The organism is Saccharothrix violaceirubra (assembly GCF_014203755.1).
Taxonomy (GTDB): Bacteria; Actinomycetota; Actinomycetes; order Mycobacteriales; family Pseudonocardiaceae; genus Actinosynnema; species Actinosynnema violaceirubrum.
Window position 1 is genome coordinate 1536569 of sequence record NZ_JACHJS010000001.1, and the last position, 22361, is coordinate 1558929.

Sequence of the window (22361 nt, forward strand, 5' to 3'; positions counted from 1 at the left end):
GGTGTATTTCCGCGTCCGCGCGTCCCGTCCGGCCGGTCCCGCCCTCTACTCGGGGTGCGGGGTGACCCGGGCGAGGGCCGGGTCACCCCGTGGGTCAGGTCGTCCCGCGCCGGACCAGCGTGGTCGGCAGGATCTCGCGGCGTGGCCGGACCGGATCGTCGCGCAACAGCCGCAGGACCTGGGTCACCATGCCCGCGACCTGCGCCTCCACGTCCTGGCGCACGCTCGTCAACGGCGGCACGGTGTGCGGCGCCACCGTCGGGTCGTCGTCGAACCCGACCACGGCCACGTCCTCGGGCACCCGCCGGCCCGCCTCGCGCAACGCGTCCAGCACCCCGGACGCCAGGTGGTCGGACACCGCGAACACCCCGTCGAGGTCCGGCACGCGCCGCAGCAGTTCGGCCATGGCCCGCCGGGCACCGTCCCGGGTGGATCCGCCGTCCTCGACCGGACACGCGTCGAGTACGTCCCGCGCCCCCGCCAACCGGTCGGCCGCCGGGTGCACGTCACGCGGCCCGCCGACCGCCACGATCCGCGTGCGGCCCGACGCGACCAGGTGCTCGGCGGCCAACGCCCCACCGCCCTCGTGGTCGTGGTCGACCACGTGCAGGCCTCGCGTCGGACCCCACGGTCGGCCGGCGAACACGACCGGCAGCGCCAGCCGGCGGGCCATCGGCACGAGCCGATCCCCCTTGCGCGGTGCGAAGACCAGGGCGCCGTCCACGTGGCCACCGGTGAGGACGCGTTCCGCGCGGGCCAGGTCCTCGGACGTGCGCACGAGCAGCAGCACCATCTGCACGTCGGCGTCGGCCAGCGCCGCGGCGGTGGCGCGGATCAGCCACGCGAGCCGGTGGTCGTCGGTCGGCTCCGATTCGGAGAACACCACCGCGACCGCGTCCGTGCGCCGCGTGACCAGGGTGCGGGCGGCGCGGTTGGGCTGGTAGCCGAGTTCGGCGACGGCCGCGGTGACCGCGTCGTGCGCCGCGCGGCTGACCCGGGGCGAGGAGTTGAGCACCCGGGACGCGGTGGCCCGGGAGACCCCGGCCCGTGCGGCGACGTCCTCCAACGTCGGCCGGGGACCGGAGTGCGGCGGGACGGACACGGACACCACTCCTCGTCGGTCCGGGCTACTCGTCGCACTGGGGTGGCGGGAACGGGTTCAGCGGGCCGCAGGGCCATTCCGTGCGCCGCACCTTCGTCGTGGTGGTCGTCGCGGGCACGGTCGTCGTGACCGTGGTGGTCGGGTCTTGCGGGGGAGGTGGTTCGGTCGTCGTGCCCGGCTGCGACGTAGTGGTGCGCGGCGCGGAGATGGCCTCCGTGGTGACCGCCGTCGTCACGGTGATCGTGCGCGCGGAGGTCCCGGTGGCGGACGGCCGCTCGGTGATCCAGGTCGACCCGGGGACGTCCGCGTCGCCTTCCGGGTCGTCGTCGAGGTAGAAGCCGACCAGGACGCCGGTCAACGCCGACGCCGCCACCGCGAGTCCGCAGGTCGCCCACACCACCCGCACGGCCTCACTCCCTCCTGCCGGGGCCCGACCCGGTGCACCGCCACGGCGGGCGGACCGAACAGTACCGCTAGATCACCGTGGTCCCGTTCGGCCCAGCGGACCTCGGGCGACGCACCCGCCGGGCGGACCCGGACACCGCCCGTCCGGCGGTATCGGCCTGGGCGGGGTGCCCGATCGGACGTCACGTGCCGCGCGTGCGCCGTTCCAGCAGTTCGACCCGGCGACGCAGGTCGTCCGCGCCCGCGACCCGGGCCAGCACCAGGGCCGCGCCCGCGAGTCCGGCGACGAGGACCGTGCCGGTCAGGTGCCACGTCGGCGCGTCGCCCGTGCACGGGAACACGTCCTGGAACCGCTCGGCCGAGCACGTCGCGAACGGCACCGCCGCCAGGCCGATGCTCGCTGTCGCCACGCCGCCGAGCAGCATCGCGCCGAACGTGCGCATCAGCGGGAACGCGGCGTTGGCGGCACCGGCCGCCGCGATCACGAACAGCAGCGGGACCGGGTGCGGGAACGGCCCGAACGCGGCGCAGCCGAGCATGATCGCGCCGACGATCGCCAATCCGGTCCGTTCACCCACCGGCCGACCCTAACAACCCGGTCCGGAGGGCGTCAGTGTGACGAGCCCTCACCGCACGGATCGGGTTCCGCTCCGGGAACACGAACCGTTCACGGTGCCCGTCGCGTGATCCACAGCTCGTCTTCAGGTCCGTGTGCCCCGTTGTGGTGCACCGTGCTGAGCTGCGTGGACTACGTGACGTGCGGCCACGTGTCAGGTGCGGGACCGCATCGGTGCGGCTCCGGCGCATGATCGGCACATTGGTCTGATCCAGGTAGAGCCTTTCGACGGTATTGACGTATCTGGTCTAGACCACATAAAGTGGGATGCACCACAACGTCCCTCGTGGATGGGCGGGCGGATGCCCCATCGACGAGGAGCCGGCTCACTGGGGTGGGCCACCCGTTGGCGGCGGCGCGGATACCTCTCTCCCCACACCCGCGCCGCCGCTGACGGCTGTCCGGAGGTCAGTACTTCCCGCCGACGCGGGCCAACTCGCGCAACGACTCCGGTGCGCGGAACCGTTCCGCGTACCTGTCCGCCAACTCGTCCGCGCGCGCCACGAACGCCGCCGGGCCGTAGGCGTTGACGAACTGGAGCGTCCCGCCGCTCCACGGCGCGAACCCCAGACCGAGCACACTGCCCACGTCCGCCTCGCCGACCGACCGCAGCACGCCCTCGTCCAGGCAGCGCACGGTCTCCAGCACCTGGGCGAACAGCAGGCGGTCCTCGACGTCGCGTTCGGGCACGTCCACCTCACGGCGGTAGCGCGACAGCCCCGGCCACAGGCGCTTGGGCCCGTCCGCCGGGTACTCGTAGAACCCGCCGCCGCCGGACCGCCCGGTGCGGCCCTGCCCGACCAGGTCCGCGAGGACGTCCAGCGCCGGGTGGTCGGCGAACACCCCGGACGCGTCCGGGTCCTCGGCCAGGGTCTGCTCGCGGATCGCCAACGGCAGCGTCAACGCCACCTCGTCGGACACCGCCAGCGGTCCGACCGCCATGCCCGACCGCCGCGCCACGTTCTCCACCAGCGCGGGCCCGACGCCCTCGGCGACCAGCGCGACGCCTTCCGTCACGTACGCGCCGAACACGCGCGACGTGTAGAAGCCCCGCGCGTCGTTCACGACGATCGGTGTCTTGCCGATGTGCCGGACGAAGTCGAACGCACGCGCCAACGTGTCGTCCGACGTCCGCGCGCCGACCACGATCTCCACCAGTCGCATCCTGGGGACGGGGGAGAAGAAGTGCAGACCGATCACCCGTGACGGGTCGGCGACCGCGTCGGCCAGCCCGGTGATCGGCAGCGTCGACGTGTTCGACGCGATCACCGCGTCCCGCGACACGACCGCCGCCACGTCGCCGAGCACGCGACGTTTCAGCGGCCGGTCCTCGTACACGGCCTCGATCACCGGATCGCACCCGGCCAGGTCGGCGTCGGAGTCCGTCGGTGTGATGCCGGGCAGACCGCGCGCACCGCGTTCGGCCGCCTCCCGCGTGACGTCCTTGAGCACGACCTCCAGCCCGGCCGCCGCGCACACCGCGGCGATGCCCGACCCCATCAGTCCCGCGCCGACGACACCCACCTTCGTCACGGACGTGGGCGGCACGCCGGACGGTCGCGCGGCACCGGCCGTGATCGCGTTCAGCGCGAACCAGTACGTGCCGATCATGTTCTTCGCGACCTGGCCGGTCAGCAGCTCGACGAAGTACCGGCTCTCGACCTCCAACGCGGTGTCGACGTCGACCAGCGTGCCCTCGATCGCCGCCGCCAGGATCTTCTCCGGCGCCGGGTACACGCCGTGGGTCTTCTTGCGCAGCATGGCCGGTGCCGACGCGAGAAGTCCCGCGTACTCCGAACCGGCCGTGCCCGGCACGGTGAACCCGCGCCGATCCCACGGCTGGACGGGATCGGGGTTGGCCGCGATCCACGCCCGCGCCCGGTCACGGAGTTCCGCCGGCGTCGACGCGACCGCGTCCACGATCCCGGCCTCGGCGGCGGCTTCCGGCCGCAGTCGCGTGCCCTCGGTCAGCAACGGCAACGCCGCGCGCGGACCGAGCATCCGCACCAGTCGCGTGACACCGCCGCCGCCGGGCAGCAGCCCCAGCGTCACCTCGGGCAGACCCAACCTGATCCGGTCGTCGTCGAGCACGACGCGGTGGTGGCACGCGAGCGCGATCTCCAGACCGCCGCCCAACGCGCTGCCCTCGATCACCGCGACGACCGGTCGGCCGAGCCGTTCCAGCCGGCGCAACTGTCCCTTGACGTCGGCGACGAACGCCATCGTGTCGCCAAGATCGTCACGTTCCACGCCGACGAGCACCGCCAGGTCGCCGCCCGCGAAGAACGTCTTCTTGGCCGACGTGAGCAGCACGCCGGTGACCTTGTCGCGTTCGGCCTCCAGTCGCGACACGGCCGCGCCCATGGCCGCGCGGTACTCGGCGTTCATCACGTTCACCGAGCCGGTCAGGTCCATGGTCAGCGTGACGACGCCCGTGTCGTCGCGCTCGTAGTGGATGGTCATCGGACCCTCTCGACGATCGTCGCGATGCCCATGCCGCCGCCGACGCACAGCGTGACCAGGCCGCGGTGCAGGTCACGGCGCTCCAGTTCGTCCAGCAGCGTGCCCAGGATCATGCAGCCGGTCGCGCCGAGCGGGTGGCCCAGCGCGATCGCGCCACCGTTGACGTTGATCTTGTCGTCGGGCACGTCGAGATCGCGCTGGAAACGCAGCACCACGGCCGCGAACGCCTCGTTGACCTCGAACAGGTCGATGTCGTCGACCCCGAGACCGGCCCGCTCCAACGCCTTGCGCGCGGCCGGTGCCGGACCGGTGAGCATGATCGTCGGGTCGGTGCCGACCACCGCGGTCGACACGATCCGGGCGCGCGGCGTGAGCCCCAGCGCGCGTCCGGCCCGGTCGTCGCCGATCAGTACGGCCGCCGCGCCGTCCACGATCTGCGACGAGTTCCCCGGCGTGTGCACGTGCTCGATCCGCTCCACGGTCGGGTACCGGTCGATCGCCACCGCGTCGAAGCCGAGGTCGCCGTGGAACCGGAACGCGGGCTTGAGCCCGGCCAGTCCCTCGGCGGTGGTCTCGGGGCGGATCGCCTCGTCGTGGTCGAGCACGGTGACGCCGTTGCGGTCGACGACCGGCACCAGCGACCGGGCGAAGTATCCGTGCTCGCGCGCGTGCGCGGCGAGTCGCTGGGAGCGCAACGCGTACGCGTCCACGTCCTCGCGCGTGATACCTTCCAGCGTCGCGATGAGGTCGGCGCTCACGCCCTGCGGTACGAAACTCGTCGCGAGCATGGTCTCCGGGTCGGTGGTCCAGGCGCCGCCGTCCGAGCCCATCGGCACCCGTGACATGGACTCCACGCCGCCCGCGACCACCAGGTCCTCGAACCCCGACGCGACCTTGGCCGCGGCCAGGTTCACCGCCTCCAGTCCCGACGCGCAGAACCGGTTGAGCTGCACGCCGGCCACGACCGGGTCCCAGCCGGCGGCGAGGACGGCGCCGCGCGCGATGTCCCCGCCCTGCTCGCCTACCGGGGACACGACGCCGAACACGACGTCGTCCACGGCCGCGGTGTCGAGCCCGGTACGCCGCGCGAGCGCGTCGAGCACCCCGGCGGCCAGGGTGATGGGCTTGACCCCGTGCAGCGAGCCGCGCTTTCCCCTGCCACGTGGTGTGCGTACCGCGTCGAAGATCAAGGCTCCGCTCATGTACCCAACGGTAACCACCGACGCGTGTCGTGCGCACGCTCTTGCGCCCTACGGCGGTCCGGTGTCGGTGCCGGAAGGACCCGACCGCGACACGAGCCGCGTTCCGTCTCCCTGCGGGTACGCCGCGTCGGCTCGGCTCCGACACCCACGAGGACCGGGTTCCGTCCCCGCGTGGGTACGTTGACGTGAGTCGCGCACCGGGTGTGTCATGACCTGTGCACCGGGACGCGGGACCGGCGCCGACCTGTGTTCCGTGACGGGGTTGTGCGACGAATGCGCCGCCGTGTCGATCTTGACGACGTGTGCCGGCTCGCGTCACGTGGTTCGCGTCGCGTCCGGACACGAGCGCTGTGGCCGCTCGCGGCGGCCGGCACGGTGTCGGTCATGGGAGAGTCTTCGAACCTGTGCGCGGGGACGTGCGGCGGAACATGTTCCGTCCATGCACCGGGCACGTCGTCGGGTACGTCGTCGCGTGGGCCGCTCGCGGGTGTGCGCGTCGTCGAGTTCGCGGGACTGGCACCGGTCCCGTTCGGCGCGATGGTGCTCGCCGACCTCGGCGCCTCGGTGATCCGCGTCGACCGGATCGGCGTGCCGCCGCCGATGCCCGGCGACCCGCTGGGGCGCGGCCGGCGCTCGATCGCGGTGGACCTGCGCCGGCCGGAGGGCGTCGAGATCGCGCTGCGGCTCATCGCCGACGCCGACGTCCTGGTCGAGGGGTACCGGCCCGGTGTCGCCGAGCGGCTCGGCGTCGGCCCGGCGCACTGCCTGGCCCGCAACACCCGCCTGGTGTACGGCCGGCTGACCGGGTGGGGACGGACCGGCCCGCTCGCCGACCGGGCCGGGCACGACATCGACTACATCGCGGTGGCGGGTGCGCTCGACCCGATCGGCCGGACCGGCGGTCCGCCTGTCGTGCCCCTCAACCTGCTCGGCGACTTCGCGGGCGGTGGTCTGCTGCTCGCGGTCGGCGTGCTCGCCGCGCTCTACGAACGGGAGCGGTCGGGACGCGGCCAGGTCGTCGACGCCGCCATGGTCGACGGCGCGGCCCTGCTGACGACGTTCCTGCACGGCCTGGGCGCGGCCGGCCTGTGGCACGGCACCCGCGGTACCAACCTGCTCGACGGCGGCGCGCCGTTCTACGACGTGTACCCGACGGCCGACGGCCGCCACGTGGCGATCGGCGCGGTCGAGGACAAGTTCTACGCGGAGTTGCTGGACCTGCTCGGCCTGACCGGCACCGTCCCCGACCGCGCCGACCCCGCGCACTGGCCCGACCTGCGGGCCGCGATCGCCGCGGCGATCGCCCGCCGGACCCGCGACGAGTGGGCGGCGCTGGCCGAGGGCACCGACGCGTGCCTCGCGCCCGTGCTCACCCCGGCCGAGGCGACCGCGCACCCGCACAACGTCGCACGCGGCACGTTCACCGAGGTAGGGGGTGTGATCCAGCCCGCACCGGCACCCCGCTTCGACCGCACGCCGACGGCCGCACCGGTCCCGGCGCCCGCACCGGGGCGGGACACGGTCGACATCCTGGTCGGTTCCGGGTGGTCGTCCGAGGCGATCCCGGCGTTGTTCGCGGCCGGTGTCGTGGCGTGAGTCGGACGGTCCGCCGCAAGCCCTCGATTGGTTCCGAAAAAGGTCGCGGAAAATTACCGACCGTGTCGTACGAAATCATCTCGGCCACGATCGGCCCGGTCACGGTCCGTGCGTGATCGCGCGCATGCGGGTGAAGGGCGGCGGGGAGTCTGACGATGTGGCGGAACCTCGGTCCGTACGTGGGGGAGAGGGGGCGGAGAAGCCCGCAACCGGTTCATCGGCGGTCCCGCCGGTGGCCTTGATCGTCTGTTCGGGTGATAGTGGAGGCGGTGCGGCGTGGCCGCGTGCCCGATTCCGCGACCGGTCGTGGGATGGGGCCGTTCCGGGTTCGCCAAGCGGGTGAACGCGGGAGGATGGCGCGTGACGCACCGGGCCGGCGGGCACCCGACGGCCCGGTCACCAGGCACAGGTCGACGGACGGAGAGCGAGCAGTGAACATCAAGAAGGTGCTGACGCTGGCGGCGGTGGCGCTGGTGTTGTTCTTCCTGATCACCCAGCCCGACCAGTCCGCGCAGACGGTCAAGGGCATCCTCGGCTGGCTGCGCACGGGCGCCGAGTCGATCATCACCTTCGTGCGCAGCCTCTTCGCCTGAGGGTGCGGCACGGGACCGCACCCGTGCCGTGACGGATCGTGACATGCGGACCCTCACGTTGCACCGTATGGGTGGAATGAGGGCTATAACGCCCTGGTAACAGGGTTTTTGCCTATCCAGGGTCTAGCGGTTGTCGGTACCCGCTAATACGGTGCGCTGCATTGGCTGATCTTCGACCGACGAGGAGGCAGAATGGTCGAGGACTCCGGAGTCGACGAGCTGCTGCGGCAATGGGCGGCCGAGCGTTCGGACGACGCCGAACTGCGCGAGGTGAACCGGATCAAGGACGCGTGGCTCGCCGAGGCCCCGCAGTCCCCGGGGATCCCCGTGCAGCGGGCGACCGGTGGTGCGCGCGGCGTGATGCGGGTCGAGTCCGCGGACCCGGCTTACGTCGTCGCGATGCGGAAGCGGGCGCCGGAGGTGCCCGAGGGTCTGCTGGCCGCGGCCGCGAGCTACTGGCAGCTGGTCGGGGACCTCGCCGAGGCCGAGGCGTGGTGGGACGCGGGCATCAGCCCGCTGGACCAGCGCGCGCTCGACTACCGGGCGGCCGGGCTCACGCCCGCCGACCTCGGTCGGCGCCTCGGTCCGATGACGGTGCTCCAGCACCTGCGTCGGGGTAGTGCGGCGGCCTGGTGCGTGGCCAGGTTGCAGAGGCAACGCCGGGACGGCGTCGCCTGACGGATCGCGTGTCGGGCACGGACTCGGCCGCGGAGTCCGCGAACGCCCAAGGGGGAACGGGCTCCCTGCCGCGCTCGGGAGCCCAAGCCCCGTAGAAGGTCGACATTCCCGCGGTGTCCGGGTCGGAGCCATGCCTCCCGTGTGGCGTCGAAACCGATCCGTGCCGCAACCCCTGGAAGTGGACGAGCCGCGCCGACGGGCGCGGTAGTCCGAGCAAGTACCCTGAGGTCATGACCGGCCTCATCACCCCCAAACGGCTGATGATCGCGGCCGTCTGCGTGCTCTCCCTGGTGGTGTGCTGCGGTCTGGCCTACTGGCAGTGGGAGCGCTTCTCCGAGGCCGGTGGCACGTTCCAGAACCTCGGCTACGTCTTCCAATGGCCGCTCTTCGGCCTGTTCCCCCTGTTCATGGTGTGGCGCATCCGCCGCCTCGACGCCCGTCGTACCGACCGGGACGTCCCGGAGCCGGTGGTCGCCGACGTCCGGCCTGCGGTTACGGTGGACCCCGTCAGGACGTCCGCGCACGACGACGAGGACGACGAGCACGCGGCGTACAACCGCTTCCTCGCCGAACTGAACGCGCGGGACCAAGCGGTGAGCGAAGGCGGTCGGTAGGGCGATGAGCGGTGCGTTGAGCCGGTTCCGGGTGATGGCCTACGTGGTCGGCGTCGGCCTGCTCGGGCTCGTGTTCGCCATGCTGGTGAAGTACCTCGGCGACAACCCCGGCATGATGGCCGTCGTCGGACCCGTCCACGGCTTCCTCTACGCCGTCTACCTGGTGGCCGCCGTCGACCTCGCGCTCAAGGGCCGCTGGTCGCTCAAGGGCACGGCCCTGGTGCTGGTGGCCGGCACGATCCCGTTCGTGTCCTTCTACGCCGAACGCAAAGTCGTCGACAGCGTCCGTGCCGGCAAGTCCCTGTAGTTGACCGGTGTGCCGCCCCGCGCCTAGCGTCTGGGCAAGTCAACTGAACACGGCCGTCGATGTCGCGCGGGAGAGTCCCCGACCAGGGGCGCCGAAGGAGCAACTCCTCCCCGGAATCTCTCAGGCACAGCTACCGCCCGACGAAGGCAACTCTGGAAAGCAGGCGCCCGGCGCCTCGCCCACGGTGCAAGTCGCGCCCGCGCGACGAAGCTCTCAGGCTCATGACAGAGGGGGAGGCTCACTCAGGACGAGGAGTCTCCGATGGACCGTGTCATCCTTCGTACCGGCAAGCCGACCGACCCGGTCGGCGCCACTGCCGTGCCCGCCACCAGGGAGGACCCCGTGGACAGCCGTCGGACGCCGCTGCACGCCGAACACGAGGCGCTCGGCGCCCACTTCACCGATTTCGCGGGATGGCGCATGCCGTTGCGCTACGACAGCGAGTTGGCCGAGCACCACGCCGTGCGTACGACCGCGGGCCTGTTCGACCTGACCCACATGGGTGAGATCACGCTCACCGGTCCGCAGGCGGGCGCCGCGCTCGACCACGCGCTCGTCGGCCACTCGTCCGCGATCGGCGTCGGTCGGGCCCGCTACACCATGATCTGCCGGGCCGACGGCGGCGTGCTCGACGACCTGATCGTCTACCGGCTCGGCGACCTGGAGTACCTGGTCGTCGCGAACGCGTCCAACGTCGCCGTCGTGCACGAGGCGCTGGTGGAGCGGGCGAAGGGCTTCGACGTCGAGGTCGCGGACCGGTCGACGGACTACGCGCTGCTGGCCGTGCAGGGTCCGGCGTCGGTGCGCGTCCTGGCCGGGCTGACGGACACGGACCTGGACACGGTCAAGTACTACGCGTCGTACCCGTCGACCGTCGCGGGCAGATCCGTGCTGCTGGCCCGCACCGGCTACACCGGCGAGGACGGCTTCGAGCTGTTCGTCGCGCCGGACGACGCGCCGCACGTGTGGCGTGCGCTGCTGGAGGCGGGCAAGGCCCACGACCTCAAGCCCGCGGGCCTCGGTTGCCGCGACACATTGCGGCTGGAGGCCGGGATGCCGTTGTACGGCAACGAGCTGGGCACCGGGCGCACCCCGTTCCACGCCAACCTCGGCCGCGTCGTCAAGCTGGACAAGCCCGGCGACTTCGTGGGCCGGGAAGCACTCGCCGACGTCGAGGCCGACACCACCCTGGTCGGCCTCAAGACCGCGTCACGTCGCGCGCCCCGGCACGGTTACCCCGTGGTGGACGCGTCCGGCGCGGTGGTCGGCGAGGTGACCAGCGGGGCGTTGTCGCCGACGCTGGGCTACTCGATCGCGATGGCCTACGTCGCCAAGGAGCACGCGACGCCGGGCACCGGACTGGCGGTGGACGTCCGCGGCCGTCGGGAACCGGTCGAGGTCGTCGCTCTGCCGTTCTACAAGCGCAACTCTTAGGGAGATCCCAGACCGATGTCCGAGCACTTCAACACCTCCCTCGCGGAGTTCGACCCCGAGGTGGCGCAGGCGGTGGCCGCCGAGCTGGGGCGGCAGCGGTCCACCCTGGAGATGATCGCTTCGGAGAACTTCACCCCCGTGTCGGTGCTCCAGGCCCAGGGCTCGGTGCTGACCAACAAGTACGCCGAGGGCTACCCGGGCCGTCGCTACTACGGCGGCTGCGAGCACGTCGACGTGGTCGAGCGGCTGGCGATCGCGCGCGTCAAGGAGCTGTTCGGCGCCGGGTTCGCCAACGTGCAGCCGCACTCGGGCGCGCAGGCCAACGCGGCGGCGATGTTCGCGCTGCTCAAGCCGGGCGACACGATCCTGGGTCTGAGCCTGGCGCACGGTGGCCACCTCACCCACGGCATGAAGATCAACTTTTCCGGCAAGCTCTACAACGTGGTGCCCTACCACGTCGGCGACTCGGATGGCGTGGTCGACATGGCCGAGGTCGAGGCGCTGGCGCTGGAGCACCGGCCGAAGCTGATCGTCGCCGGCTGGTCGGCGTACCCGCGGCAGCTCGACTTCGCCGGGTTCCGCCGGATCGCCGACGCGGTCGACGCGTACCTGATGGTCGACATGGCGCACTTCGCCGGTCTGGTCGCCGCCGGGCTGCACCCCAGCCCGGTGCCGCACGCGCACGTCGTGACCACGACCACGCACAAGACGCTCGGTGGCCCGCGCGGCGGCGTGATCTTGTCCAACGACGCCGACATCGCCAAGAAGATCAACTCGGCGGTGTTCCCCGGCCAGCAGGGCGGTCCGCTGGAGCATGTGATCGCGGGCAAGGCCGTGGCGTTCAAGCACGCCGCGTCGCCGGAGTTCGCCGACCGCCAGCGCCGCACGCTGGAGGGCGCGCGCATCCTCGCCGACCGGCTCGCCCGCGAGGACGTGGCGGCCGTGGGCGTGAAGGTCCTCACCGGCGGCACGGACGTCCACCTCGTCCTGGTCGACCTGGTGGACTCGGAGCTGGACGGTCAGCAGGCCGAGGACCGGCTGCACGAGGTCGGCATCACGGTCAACCGCAACGCCGTGCCCAACGACCCGCGTCCGCCGATGGTCACGTCGGGCCTGCGGATCGGCACGCCCGCGCTGGCCACGCGCGGGTTCGGCGCGGACGACTTCGCCGAGGTCGCCGACATCATCGCGAACGCCCTGCTGCCGACCGCCGACCTGGACGGGCTGCGGGGACGCGTCGAGGTGCTGGCGGCGAAGTTCCCGCTCTACTCCACCCTGTGAGTCGGGCCACTGGGTGAAATAGGTCGGCAGCGGTCGGGGTTGTCCCGTGCGCAACCGCGTACGGGACGACCTGAATAGAGGAACCATGTCCGCCTCCCTCGACACGCTCGCGCTTTCCCCCGAAGCGCAGGACCTGCTCTTCACCGGTGCGCGCACGGCGAACGCGTTCACCGACGAGCCGGTGACCGACGAGCAGCTGCGCCAGGTGTACGAGCTGGTCAAGTGGGGTCCGACCAGCATGAACAACCAGCCGCTGCGCATCGTCTACGTGCGGGGCGAGGGTTCGCGCGAGCGGCTGCTGCCGCACCTGGGCGAGGGCAACCGGGCGAAGACCGCGTCCGCGCCGGTGGTGGCGATCCTGGCGGCCGACACCTCGTTCCACGAGCACTTCCCGCGGACGTTCCCGCACTTCGAGGGCGCGCGTGACCTGTTCGCCGACAAGCTCGACGTGCGCGACTCCGTGGCGCGGCTCAACGCGGGTCTCCAGATCGGCTACTTCATCCTCGGCGTGCGCGCCGCGGGTCTGGCCGCCGGTCCGATGTCGGGCTTCGACGCGGAGGGCGTGCGTCAGGAGTTCCTCGCCGACACGACGCTCCAGCCGCTGGTGATCGTCAACATCGGCCACCCGGACCACTCCGGCACGTTCGGTCGGTTGCTGCGCCTGGAGCACGACGAGGTCGTCAGCGAGGTCTGATCGACCGTTACACGGACAGGTCCCCGTCGCACTCCCCGCGACGGGGATCTTTTCGTGAACCGGGTCGGTGCGCGTGGACGAATACGTGACAGCGGTCGTCTCTCGCGAGGAGGAAGACAGTGGCTGTCACGACCACCGGCGTCGCCGGTGCACTCGCCGGCGTCGTCGAACGCCTGCTGGGTACGCGGTTGCCGATCGGGCTGCGGGCGTGGGACGGGAGCACCGCCGGTCCGCAGGACGGGCCGGTGGCCGTGATCCGTTCCCGGCGCGCGTTGCGTCGCCTGCTGTGGAACCCGGACGAGCTGGGGTTGTCGCGTGCGTACGTGAGCGGCGAACTCGACGTGGAGGGCGACCTCACCGAGGGGCTCAAGCGGTTCTGGGAACTGGCGCGTGGCGGTGCGTTGCGCAAACCGCGCGCGGCGGACGTGGTCGGCGCACTGGGCACGGCGTTGCGGCTGCGCGCGATCGGTCCGCGTCCGGCACCGCCGGGCGAGGAGGCGCGGTTGAGCGGACGGTTGCACACGCGACGACGCGACGCGGCGGCGATCTCGCACCACTACGACCTGAGCAACGAGTTCTACCGCCTCGTACTCGACCCGAGCATGGCGTACTCGTGCGGGTACTTCGTGTCGCCGGAGTCCACTGTGGAGCAGGCGCAGCACGCCAAACTGGACCTGGTGTGCCACAAGCTCGGGTTGGCGCCGGGGATGCGGCTGCTCGACGTCGGCTGCGGCTGGGGTTCGATGATCATCCACGCGGCCAGGCACTTCGGCGTGCACGCGACCGGCGTGACGATCTCCGCCCGGCAACGCGAGCACATCCTCGGGCGGATCGCCGAAGAGGGTCTGACCGATCTGGTGACCGTGCGGCTCATGGACTACCGCGAGATCGCCGACGGGCCGTACGACGCGATCTCCACCATAGAGATGGGTGAACACGTCGGCGAGGAGAACTACCCGGAGTACGCGGCCACGCTGTACCGGTCGTTGCGTCCGGGCGGACGGTTGCTGTTGCAGCAGATGTCCCGCGGCACCACCGCGCCGGGCGGTGGGGCGTTCATCGAGTCCTATGTGGCGCCGGACATGCACATGCGTCCGGTGAGCCGGACGTTGACACACCTCGAAGGCGCGGGGTTCGAGATCAGGGACGTGGAGGCATTGCGCGAGCACTACGTGTGGACGGTGCGGGCGTGGGCACGCACGCTGGAACAGCGCTGGGACGAGGTCGTGCGGCTGGTCGGCGAGGGGCAGGCGCGGGTGTGGCGGCTGTACCTGGCGGGTGGTGCGCTGACGTTCGAGGAGGGGCGGATGGGGGTCGACCAGGTGCTCGCCGTGCGGACCGGTGACCGGGGCGAGAGCGGGATGCCGCGCGTGCGGGAGTGGGTGCGATGAGCTTCGGCTGGACCGTGCTGTGGTCGGCCGTGACGGTGTTCGTGCTGATCACGGCGTTGTTCGGGTACGCGGTGTCGAAGCGCCGCTTCGACCTGATCGACTCCTTCTGGGGTCCGGGGTTCGCCGTGGTCGCCGTGGTGGCGTTCGCGTTGTCGGACCGGGCGTGGCCGGGGTTGGTGGTCGTGGTGCTGACCGTCGTGTGGGGTGTGCGGCTGGGGTGGCACATCCACTCGCGCAACCGGCACAAGGACGAGGACCAGCGGTACGTCGACATGTACCGGCGGGCCAAGGGCAACCCGGTGGCGAAGATGTACCGGGTGTACCTGCTGCAGGGCGCGATCATGGTCCTGGTGTCGCTGCCGGTGCAGTTCGCGCAGTCGCGACCGGCGAGCGGCGTGCTGTTCGCGCTCGGCGTCGCGGTGTGGCTGGTCGGCTTCGTGTTCGAGGCGGTCGGCGACGCGCAGCTCGCCCGGTTCAAGGCGGACCCGGCGACCAAGGGGCAGGTCATGGACCGGGGGCTGTGGCGCTACACCCGGCATCCGAACTACTTCGGCGACGCGTGCGTGTGGTGGGGGCTGTTCCTGCTCGCGTGCGGGTCGTGGTGGGCCTTGGCGCTCGTGGTGAGCCCGGTGGTGATGACGTTCCTGCTCGCGAAGGGGAGCGGCAAGCCGTTGCTGGAGAAGGACATCGTGCACCGCCGTCCGGGGTACGCCGAGTACGTCGCCCGGACCAGCGGGTTCTTCCCGCTGCCGCCCAGGAGGCGCGGTCCGGGAGTCGGTGGTGCCTGAGCGCGTATTTCGGGGTGTCCGAGTGGAGGACTCGCGCGATCGGGGGCCGGCTGGATCGTAGGGTGGGGGCGTGGGCAACGAGATCTCCTTCCCGCGCCAACAGGCGCGTACCCAGCGGTTCACCCTGGGTGCTCCTCGCACGGTCGTCGTCTCACCCGACGGTGGACGCGTGTACTTCCTGCGGACGGCCGGCGGCCGGGCCAACGGGCTGTGGGTGTTCGCCGACGGGGTCGAGACGCTGCTGGTCGACCCCGATCGGCTGCTGACCGACCCGGAGGACCTCTCACCCGAGGAACGGGCCCGTCGCGAACGCAGCCGGGAACAGGGCGCGGGCATCGTCGGGTACGCGACCGACGGCGACGTCACGCGGGCCGCGTTCACCCTGTCCGGTCGGCTGTTCGTGGTCGGACTGGCGACGGGTGACGTGCGCGAGCTGCCGACCCCCGGTCCGGTCATCGACCCCCGGCTCGACCCGACCGGCCGCCGGGTCGGCTACGTCACGGGCGGCGCGCTGCACGTCGTCGACCTGGACACCGGCGAGGACCGCGTCGTCGCCGAGCCGGACGCGCCGGACGTCACCTGGGGCCTGGCCGAGTTCATCGCCGCCGAGGAGATGAGCCGCTTCCGCGGCTACTGGTTCTCGCCCGACGGCGGACGCGTCCTGGCCGCGCGGGTCGACAACTCGCCCGTCGACCGCTGGTACATCGCCGACCCCGCCAACCCGGCGACCCCGGCCACCGAGATCGCCTACCCCGCGGCGGGCACGCCCAACGCCGACGTCACGGTCGCGATCTTCGGCCCGGCCGGCCGCGTCGACGTGGACTGGGACCGTGCCGCGTTCCCGTACCTGACCACGGCGCACTGGTCGGCCGGCGGTCGCCCGCTGCTGTCGGTCCAGTCACGCGACCAGCGGCACGTCCGCGTCCTGGCCGTCGACCCGGACACCGGCACGACCGAGGTCGTCGCCGACGACACCGACCCGCACTGGTTGGAGATCGTCCCCGGCACGCCCGCGTGGACGCCCGACGGCCGGCTGGTCCGCGTCCTGCCCCAAGGCGACGCGAACCGCCTGCTCGTCGGCGACCGGGCGTGGACGCCCGACGGCTTCCAGGTCCGCGCCGTGCTGGAGGTGACCGCCGAGGACGTGCTCGTGTCCGCGTCCACCGACGACCCGACGCGGATCCACGTCTTCCGCGTCACGGCCGACGCCGTCGAGCGACTGTCCGCTGAGGACGGCGTGCACGGCGCGGCGCGGGGTGGCGACACCCTGGTGCTGTCCTCGGCCGGCATGGACCACTTCGGCACACGCACGACCGTGTCCGGCGTGGAGATCGCGTCGATGGCCGAGGAACCCGTGCTCACGCCCGAGGTCCGGCTGCTCACCGTGGGCGAGCGGAACCTGCGTGCCGCACTGCTCTTCCCTCGCGACCACGTGCCCGGCACGAAGCTGCCCGTGCTGCTGGACCCGTACGGCGGCCCGCACGCCCAACGCGTGCTCGCCGCGCGCAACGCGTACCTCGCGTCGCAGTGGTTGGCGGACCAGGGTTTCGCGGTGCTCGTCGTGGACGGTCGCGGCACGCCCGGCCGGGGTCCGGTGTGGGAGCGGGAGATCGCGTCCGACTTCGCCGGGGCCACGCTCGACGACCAGGTCGACGCGCTGCACGCCGTCGCGGCGACCGAACCGGACCTCGACACCACGCGGGTCGGCATCCGGGGTTGGTCCTACGGCGGCTATCTGGCGGCGTTGGCCGTCCTGCGCCGGCCGGACGTGTTCCACGCGGGCATCGCGGGTGCGCCGGTCACCGACTGGCGCCTGTACGACACGCACTACACGGAGCGCTACCTCGGTCACCCGGCCGAGAACCCCGAGGTGTACGACACCAACTCGCTCATCGCCGACGCGCCGAACCTGACCCGGCCGTTGATGATCGTGCACGGGCTCGCGGACGACAACGTGGTCGCGGCGCACATGCTGCGGCTGTCCTCGGCGCTGCTGGCGGCCGGGCGTCCGCACACCGTGCTGCCGCTGTCGGGCGTCACGCACATGACGCCACAGGAGGAAGTCGCCGAGAACCTGCTGCTGGTGCAGGTGGACTTCCTGAAGAAAGCCCTGGCCTGAGAAGCGGAACGCCCGCCCGGGAATCCCGGGCGGGCGTTCGACGTCAGAGCGCCTTGCGCACCAGGTACGGCGCGATCGAGTTGCCCCGCAGCGCGAGCTCGTCGATCGTCTCCGGCTGGTAGCCGCCCTTGGGCAGCCGCTCGACCATCAGCGCGGTCGGGTCTTCCACCTTGTCGGCCCGCCCGAACAGGTACGCCCACTCGTGCTCGTCCGAGCCGTAGTACGCGACCGTGTCGAACACGGAGTGGAACCGCTGCCACGACCGGACGAGCGTGTTGTTGCGCCACATGGTCTGGCACCCCGCCTGCGTCACCACGACGCCGCCCGGGTTCAGCAGCGCCTTGCACATGCCGAGGAACTCCTCGCCGTACAGGCGGTTGTGCTGCGCCTCCTCCTCGCGCTCGTCCGGCAGGTCCACCAGGACGATGTCGTAGCGCTCGGACGTGGTGCGGATGTACTCCCACCCGTCGATGTACCGCACGCGCACCGCGCCGTCACCGCGTTCGGCGGCGGCGAGTTCGTCGTTCGTGTACCCGTAGGGCAGGTGCTCGGCGCACAGCTTCACGGCCTGCTCGTCGATGTCGATGTGGTCGACGACCGACGCGCCCGCCGCCACCGCCATCTGGCACACGACGCCCTCGCTCGACCCGATGACCAGCACGCGGTCGACCTGGTCGGCGAGCAGCAGCGCCGGGACCATCAGCGCCTCGTGGTAGGTGAGCTGGCTGAACTCGGTGCTCTGCCGGTCGTCGTCGCAGAACAGCGACAGACCCTGGGCGGTGCGGGCGATGACCAGGTGCTGGAACGCGGTGTTCGTGTCGACGACCACCTCGTCCACGTCCCAGGTCCGGTTCAGCCCCGCCCCCAGCGGTTCGCGGATCACGCGTGCTCCTCGCCGACCAGCGCCGGCACCCGGGCGCCCCGCGTGATCAAGTCCGACCGTGCGGACACAGCTCCCAGCGCGTCGGCCAGCAACTGCACCGCGAGCGCGGGTTTGGCGCGCGTACCGCAGGTGAACACGTCCACGAACACCTTGCCCACTTCGGGATAGGTGTGGATGGACGCGTGCGACTCAGACAGCAGGGCCAGGACGGTGACCCCCTGCGGGTCGAACTGCTTGGAGACCACCTCCAACACCGTGGCGTCAGCCTGGGTGAGGGCCTCGCCGAGCGCGTGGCGCAGGAACTTCTCGTCGTCGAGCAGTTCCGGGCTGACGCCTTCCAACTCGGCCAGCACGTGCTGTCCTGCGAACAAGCCAACCGGCTCGGTTTCGCACGGGAGTTCGGACATCAATCACTCCAAACATCTTCAGAAGGGATGTAGTGCACCGCGAACGCGCGGCGGGTTCACCGCACGCAGTACGTGGCCAACGGCGGGAAGCCGTTGAAGGCGACGGACGAGTAGCTCGACGTGTAGGCGCCGGTGCCGATCAGGTCGACGTGGTCGCCCGCGCGCAGGTCGAGCGGGAGTTCGTAGTGGGTGCTCTGGTACAGCACGTCGTCGGCGTCGCACGTCGGCCCCGCGATGACGACCGGCCCGACCGGACCGCCGTCCTTGTCGGTGCGCAACGGGTACGCGATCGCCTCGCCCTCGGTCTCGGCGAGGCCGCCGTACCGGCCGATGTCCAGGAAGACCCAGCGGTGTTCGTCCGCATAGGACTTCTTCGCGACCAGCACGACCTCGGACCGGATCAGTCCCGCCTCGGCGACGATCGCCCGGCCCGGTTCGATCATCACTTCCGGTGCGGCGTCACCGAAGTGGCGCCGCAGGGAGGCGGTGATCGCGGCGGCGTAGTCGGCCACCGGACGCGGCTGTTCCCGGTAGCCGGCGGGCAGGCCGCCGCCCAGGTTGACCGTCGTCAGCTCGACGCCCTCCGCGCGCAGCTTGGCGGTGATCAGCGCCGCGTCGGCGATCGCCGCGTCCCACCCGTTCGGGTCGAGTTGCTGCGACCCGGCGTGGAACGCGACCCCCAGCGGTACCAGGCCGAGTTCCGCCGCGAGCCGCAGCAGGTCGGTGGCCATCTCCGGGGTGCAGCCGAACTTCTTGCCGAACGGGTAGGTGGACCCGTTGGCGGCGACCAGGATGCGCAGCATCACCCGTGCGCCGGGGGCGTGTTCGGCGACCGTGCGCACGTCGTGCTCGCTGTCGGACACGAACAGGCGTACGCCGCGTTCGTACGCGTAGGCGATGTCGCGGGCCTTCTTGATCGGGTTGCTGTACGAGATGGTCTCGGGGCGGGCGCCCCGGTCCAGGCACAGGTCGATCTCGTTGGGGCTCGCGACGTCGAAGCGGCAACCCTGCTGGGCCAACAGCTCCACGACTTCCGGCGTGGGATTCGCCTTGACGGCGTAGAAGATGCCGACACCGGGCAGCGCGTCACGCAGTGCGGTGAACCGGTCGCGCACGGTCGGCAGGTCCATGACCAGGCAGGGTGTCGGTGGTCGTTCACTGTCCAGGAAACGACGAATACGAGCTGTTGCCTCGGGAAGCCGCTTGTCGTCGGCAAGGCTCGTCTTCATCTCGCTAGGGGTCCCCCTCCGCTAATCGCCGGACAGCACGGCCATCCACTGTAGGCGTTCTCGGTGAAGAACGCGCTATCGGCCGGCGAAGTTGTGATGCAGCTCCACCGACGTGATGTCCGGCGGAGCGCCCACGCGGACCGGCGGACCCCAGAATCCGACGCCGTTCGACGTGTACACCTGAGTGCCGTCGACGGTGGCCAGACCGCTGCGGACGGGTTGCTGCAGACCGACCGCGAGGTGGAACGGGAACATCTGGCCGCCGTGCGTGTGGCCGGACAGTTGGAGGTCGACGCCGTACTTCGCGGCCTCGCGCGCCTGCACCGGTTGGTGCGCCAGGAGAACCACGGGGACGGTGGCGTCGCGCCCGTCGAGGGCCCGCCCGAAGTCCGGCCCGTCGCCCGACTGCCGGCCGTTGAGGTCGTTGACACCGGCCAGCTCGAACCGCGCACCCGCCCGTTCGACGGTCACCCGCTCGTTGCGCAGGGGGTTGACGCCGAGGCGTTCCAACTCGGTGAGCCACGGCTGTGCGCCGGAGTAGTACTCGTGGTTGCCGGTGACGAAGAAGCTGCCGTGCGTGCTCACGAGGTCCCGCAGTGGTGCGGCGTCGTCGCCGAGTTCCTCGACCGTGCCGTCGACCAGGTCGCCGACGATCGCGACGAGGTCGACCTCCATGTCGTTGATCAGTCGGACGATCCGCTCCGTGTGCGCCCGGCCGAGCAGCGGCCCCAGGTGGATGTCGCTGACCACGGCGATGCGGTAGCCGGACAGTCGCGGGTCGAGCTTGTCCAACGTGACGGGCACGCGCTTGAGCACCGGGTCGCCCAGCGCCTCGGTCATGCCGTAGCCGACGACGCCCGACGCCGCGACCCCGCCCACCACCGCGAGCGTGCGCGCCAGGAACAGCCGCCGGCCGACGTCCGGCGTCGCGACCGCCCCGGTGTCGGCGTCGGTCCCGGCTTGTGTCCCGGTGTCGCTCCCGTCGGCCGCCCCGGTTCCGGTCGCGCCGCTTCCGTTCCCGTCGGCGGTCTCGGTGCCGCGCGCGGTGTCGTCCTTGGTGTCACGGATGGCGTCGCTGTCGTCACGGCCGCTCTCGTGTTCGTTGCGACTGTCGACTGTGTCGCCCGTTCCGTCACCGGATCCGCTACCGTCGCGCGTTCCGCCACCGAGACCGCTACCGTCGCGCGTTCCGCCACCGAGACCGTTGCCGTCGCGCGTTCCGCCACAGGGATCGTTGACGTGACCCGCTCCGCCACCGAGACCGCTGCCATGGCCTGCTCCGTCGCCGGATCCGTTGTCGTCGCCGGTCCCGTCGGCGGTGCCGACGTCGTTGGCGATGGGGATGTCGGTCCGTGTGCCCGGGTCGGAACCCATGCCGGCGTGCGGACCGGTGTCGTCACCCGCTTTCGTCCGTGGCCTGGTATCGCGGTCGGTGTTCGTGCACGGTTCGTCGTCGCCGACCGTGCTGCGATTCGATCCGGTGCCGCCCTCCGCTCCATGTCGTGGTTCGGCGTCGAGCGTGGGTTCGGTACCGGGTTCGCGTCCGAGCGGTGATCCGTTGTCGTGATCGTCGCGCGGCCCGGCGTCGTGGTCGAGGTCGGCGTGCGGCCTGGTGTCGGTGACCTGGTCGGTGGGCGGTCGGGTGTCGCCATCCGGTCGGTGTCGCGTCCCCGTGTCGCGGTTCGGTTCGTGTCGCGCTCCTGTGTCGCGATCTGGTTCGTGTCGCGGCACCGTGTCGGCATTCGGTGCGGTACGCGGTCCGGTGTCGATGTCCGGCTCGGCGTGCGATTCGAAGCGGACCGACGGTCCGTTTCGGGTGTTCGTGCTGCTCGCGGCCTTGGCGTCGGCGGACGCCAGGCCGGCGGGAGTCGTGCCGGCTTCCGTCGGGTGGCCCGCAGTGAAGTCGACCATCGCTCCGGTTCGCGGATCGGTACCTGCCGCCTTGCGGGAATCGGTGGCGTTGCCGGGGTCCGCGTCGGGATCGGATCGCGTATCGGTCTGTGGCCGCGTGAGAAGTTCGGTGACCGCGCCGGCGTGCGATCGGGTGAGCGGCGCGGTGCGCGTGCCGGTACCGGGTCGTGTGTCGGTGCTCGGTCGCGTGTCCGACGCCGTGCGCGTTTCGGTTTCTGTACCGGTGTCCGGTACGCCATGCGATTGCGTACCCGGTGCCGTGCGTGAAATCGCTTCGTGTGCACCGGCGCGTTCACGTGCCGCGAGCCGCCGCAGAAGTACGTAACGGGGAATCTCCAACACACCCAACAGCAGTGCGAGATAGAAAGCCACCGCCAACCACAGGTAGCCCGGCCACGCGAGAAAGCCGCCGACGCCGGCCCTCGTCGACAAGAGCGCGGCCATCATGAGCGCGTACAGGAGCACCACCGCGACCGTGCCGATCCGGCGTCCGCGCACACTCGTCGTCGTGTCCCGCACGACCCGACGCCAGATGTAGTAGTGCACCGCGCCGAGTACGACGACGAACAGCAGCACGAACAGCAACAGGGACCTCCGGGCGGCGAAAGGTGGGGGATTCCAGTCTTCCGGAGAGATCCTGAGAACCGT

Annotated in this window: 20 protein-coding genes and 2 riboswitches; of the genes, 11 read left to right on the top strand and 9 right to left on the bottom strand. The window is 71.4% G+C overall.

The features are described 5' to 3' along the window. Positions 1 to 94: 94 nt before the first annotated feature. The 5 genes from F4559_RS07725 to F4559_RS07745 form a co-directional block, all read right to left on the bottom strand. Positions 95 to 1102, bottom strand: a complete 1008-nt coding sequence (locus tag F4559_RS07725) for a LacI family DNA-binding transcriptional regulator (RefSeq protein WP_184667072.1) — start codon at positions 1100 to 1102, stop codon at positions 95 to 97. 25 nt (positions 1103 to 1127) lie between these two features. Further along, positions 1128 to 1508, bottom strand: a complete 381-nt coding sequence (locus tag F4559_RS07730; RefSeq protein WP_184667073.1) for a hypothetical protein — start codon at positions 1506 to 1508, stop codon at positions 1128 to 1130. Positions 1509 to 1689: 181 nt separating this feature from the next. Further along, positions 1690 to 2085, bottom strand: a complete 396-nt coding sequence (locus F4559_RS07735) for a hypothetical protein (RefSeq protein WP_184667074.1) — start codon at positions 2083 to 2085, stop codon at positions 1690 to 1692. 446 nt (positions 2086 to 2531) lie between these two features. Next, positions 2532 to 4586 (bottom strand): 3-hydroxyacyl-CoA dehydrogenase NAD-binding domain-containing protein, encoded by a 2055-nt coding sequence (locus F4559_RS07740; RefSeq protein WP_184667075.1) that lies wholly within the window; start codon positions 4584 to 4586, stop codon positions 2532 to 2534. After that, entirely contained in the window at positions 4583 to 5788 is a 1206-nt protein-coding gene (locus tag F4559_RS07745; protein WP_184667077.1) for an acetyl-CoA C-acetyltransferase, read from the bottom strand. The genes F4559_RS07740 and F4559_RS07745 overlap by 4 nt, the downstream gene beginning before the upstream one ends. A 489-nt stretch (positions 5789 to 6277) precedes the next feature. On the opposite strand from F4559_RS07745, the gene F4559_RS07750 reads away from it, so the two are divergent. The 11 genes from F4559_RS07750 (at position 6278) to F4559_RS07800 (ending at position 17283) form a co-directional block, all read left to right on the top strand. After that, positions 6278 to 7384 carry a CaiB/BaiF CoA transferase family protein gene (locus F4559_RS07750; RefSeq protein ID WP_312865515.1) on the top strand — a complete coding sequence of 369 codons (1107 nt, stop codon included), beginning with the start codon at positions 6278 to 6280 and terminating at the stop codon, positions 7382 to 7384. A gap of 431 nt (positions 7385 to 7815) precedes the next feature. Further along, the gene (locus F4559_RS07755; RefSeq protein WP_184667081.1) at positions 7816 to 7977 is read left to right on the top strand and encodes a hypothetical protein; all 162 of its coding nucleotides are present in this window, start codon (positions 7816 to 7818) and stop codon (positions 7975 to 7977) included. A 192-nt stretch (positions 7978 to 8169) separates the two neighbouring features. Next, positions 8170 to 8655: a helix-turn-helix transcriptional regulator gene (locus F4559_RS07760; RefSeq protein WP_184667083.1), complete on the top strand. Its 486-nt coding sequence runs from the start codon at positions 8170 to 8172 to the stop codon at positions 8653 to 8655. 230 nt (positions 8656 to 8885) lie between these two features. Then, complete coding sequence (locus tag F4559_RS07765) at positions 8886 to 9269, top strand: hypothetical protein (protein ID WP_184667085.1); 384 nt, start codon at positions 8886 to 8888, stop codon at positions 9267 to 9269. A 4-nt stretch (positions 9270 to 9273) separates the two neighbouring features. After that, positions 9274 to 9576, top strand: a complete 303-nt coding sequence (locus tag F4559_RS07770; RefSeq protein WP_184667087.1) for a DUF3817 domain-containing protein — start codon at positions 9274 to 9276, stop codon at positions 9574 to 9576. Positions 9577 to 9633: 57 nt separating this feature from the next. Beyond that, positions 9634 to 9722, top strand: a riboswitch (glycine riboswitch). A gap of 1 nt (position 9723) precedes the next feature. Beyond that, positions 9724 to 9811: riboswitch (glycine riboswitch) on the top strand. Between the two features lie 26 nt (positions 9812 to 9837). Continuing rightward, positions 9838 to 11010: a glycine cleavage system aminomethyltransferase GcvT gene (gcvT, locus tag F4559_RS07775; RefSeq protein WP_184667089.1), complete on the top strand. Its 1173-nt coding sequence runs from the start codon at positions 9838 to 9840 to the stop codon at positions 11008 to 11010. 15 nt (positions 11011 to 11025) lie between these two features. Further along, positions 11026 to 12291: a serine hydroxymethyltransferase gene (gene glyA, locus F4559_RS07780; RefSeq protein ID WP_184667091.1), complete on the top strand. Its 1266-nt coding sequence runs from the start codon at positions 11026 to 11028 to the stop codon at positions 12289 to 12291. A gap of 85 nt (positions 12292 to 12376) precedes the next feature. Beyond that, positions 12377 to 12985, top strand: coding sequence for a malonic semialdehyde reductase (locus F4559_RS07785; protein WP_184667093.1), 609 nt, complete (start codon positions 12377 to 12379; stop codon positions 12983 to 12985). A 119-nt stretch (positions 12986 to 13104) separates the two neighbouring features. After that, the gene (locus F4559_RS07790; RefSeq protein ID WP_184667095.1) at positions 13105 to 14376 is read left to right on the top strand and encodes an SAM-dependent methyltransferase; all 1272 of its coding nucleotides are present in this window, start codon (positions 13105 to 13107) and stop codon (positions 14374 to 14376) included. Further along, positions 14373 to 15164: a DUF1295 domain-containing protein gene (locus tag F4559_RS07795; RefSeq protein ID WP_184667096.1), complete on the top strand. Its 792-nt coding sequence runs from the start codon at positions 14373 to 14375 to the stop codon at positions 15162 to 15164. Before F4559_RS07790 ends, F4559_RS07795 begins: the two co-directional genes overlap by 4 nt. A gap of 70 nt (positions 15165 to 15234) precedes the next feature. Then, positions 15235 to 17283, top strand: a complete 2049-nt coding sequence (locus F4559_RS07800) for a S9 family peptidase (RefSeq protein ID WP_184667098.1) — start codon at positions 15235 to 15237, stop codon at positions 17281 to 17283. Positions 17284 to 17326: 43 nt separating this feature from the next. Here the strand turns inward: F4559_RS07800 and F4559_RS07805 are convergent, their stop codons facing one another. The 4 genes from F4559_RS07805 to F4559_RS34825 form a co-directional block, all read right to left on the bottom strand. Beyond that, entirely contained in the window at positions 17327 to 18166 is an 840-nt protein-coding gene (locus F4559_RS07805; protein ID WP_184667100.1) for a spermidine synthase, read from the bottom strand. Beyond that, positions 18163 to 18573, bottom strand: coding sequence for an adenosylmethionine decarboxylase (gene speD, locus F4559_RS07810; protein ID WP_184667102.1), 411 nt, complete (start codon positions 18571 to 18573; stop codon positions 18163 to 18165). The genes F4559_RS07805 and speD overlap by 4 nt, the downstream gene beginning before the upstream one ends. A gap of 56 nt (positions 18574 to 18629) precedes the next feature. Next, positions 18630 to 19703 (bottom strand): type III PLP-dependent enzyme, encoded by a 1074-nt coding sequence (locus F4559_RS07815; protein ID WP_312865516.1) that lies wholly within the window; start codon positions 19701 to 19703, stop codon positions 18630 to 18632. Between the two features lie 174 nt (positions 19704 to 19877). Continuing rightward, complete coding sequence (locus F4559_RS34825) at positions 19878 to 22289, bottom strand: metallophosphoesterase (protein ID WP_312865983.1); 2412 nt, start codon at positions 22287 to 22289, stop codon at positions 19878 to 19880. Positions 22290 to 22361: the final 72 nt, after the last annotated feature.

What these genes read in the sequence shown, in the direction of transcription:
- F4559_RS07760 (WP_184667083.1), top strand. Translation starts at nt 8,170, where the DNA reads ATGGTCGAGGACTCCGGAGTCGACGAGCTGCTGCGGCAATGGGCGGCC.
- F4559_RS07740 (WP_184667075.1), bottom strand. Translation starts at nt 4,586, where the DNA reads ATGACCATCCACTACGAGCGCGACGACACGGGCGTCGTCACGCTGACC.
- speD (WP_184667102.1), bottom strand. Translation starts at nt 18,573, where the DNA reads ATGTCCGAACTCCCGTGCGAAACCGAGCCGGTTGGCTTGTTCGCAGGA.
- F4559_RS07770 (WP_184667087.1), top strand. Translation starts at nt 9,274, where the DNA reads ATGAGCGGTGCGTTGAGCCGGTTCCGGGTGATGGCCTACGTGGTCGGC.
- F4559_RS07795 (WP_184667096.1), top strand. Translation starts at nt 14,373, where the DNA reads ATGAGCTTCGGCTGGACCGTGCTGTGGTCGGCCGTGACGGTGTTCGTG.
- F4559_RS07785 (WP_184667093.1), top strand. Translation starts at nt 12,377, where the DNA reads ATGTCCGCCTCCCTCGACACGCTCGCGCTTTCCCCCGAAGCGCAGGAC.
- F4559_RS07765 (WP_184667085.1), top strand. Translation starts at nt 8,886, where the DNA reads ATGACCGGCCTCATCACCCCCAAACGGCTGATGATCGCGGCCGTCTGC.
- F4559_RS07745 (WP_184667077.1), bottom strand. Translation starts at nt 5,788, where the DNA reads ATGAGCGGAGCCTTGATCTTCGACGCGGTACGCACACCACGTGGCAGG.
- glyA (WP_184667091.1), top strand. Translation starts at nt 11,026, where the DNA reads ATGTCCGAGCACTTCAACACCTCCCTCGCGGAGTTCGACCCCGAGGTG.
- gcvT (WP_184667089.1), top strand. Translation starts at nt 9,838, where the DNA reads ATGGACCGTGTCATCCTTCGTACCGGCAAGCCGACCGACCCGGTCGGC.
- F4559_RS07815 (WP_312865516.1), bottom strand. Translation starts at nt 19,703, where the DNA reads ATGGACCTGCCGACCGTGCGCGACCGGTTCACCGCACTGCGTGACGCG.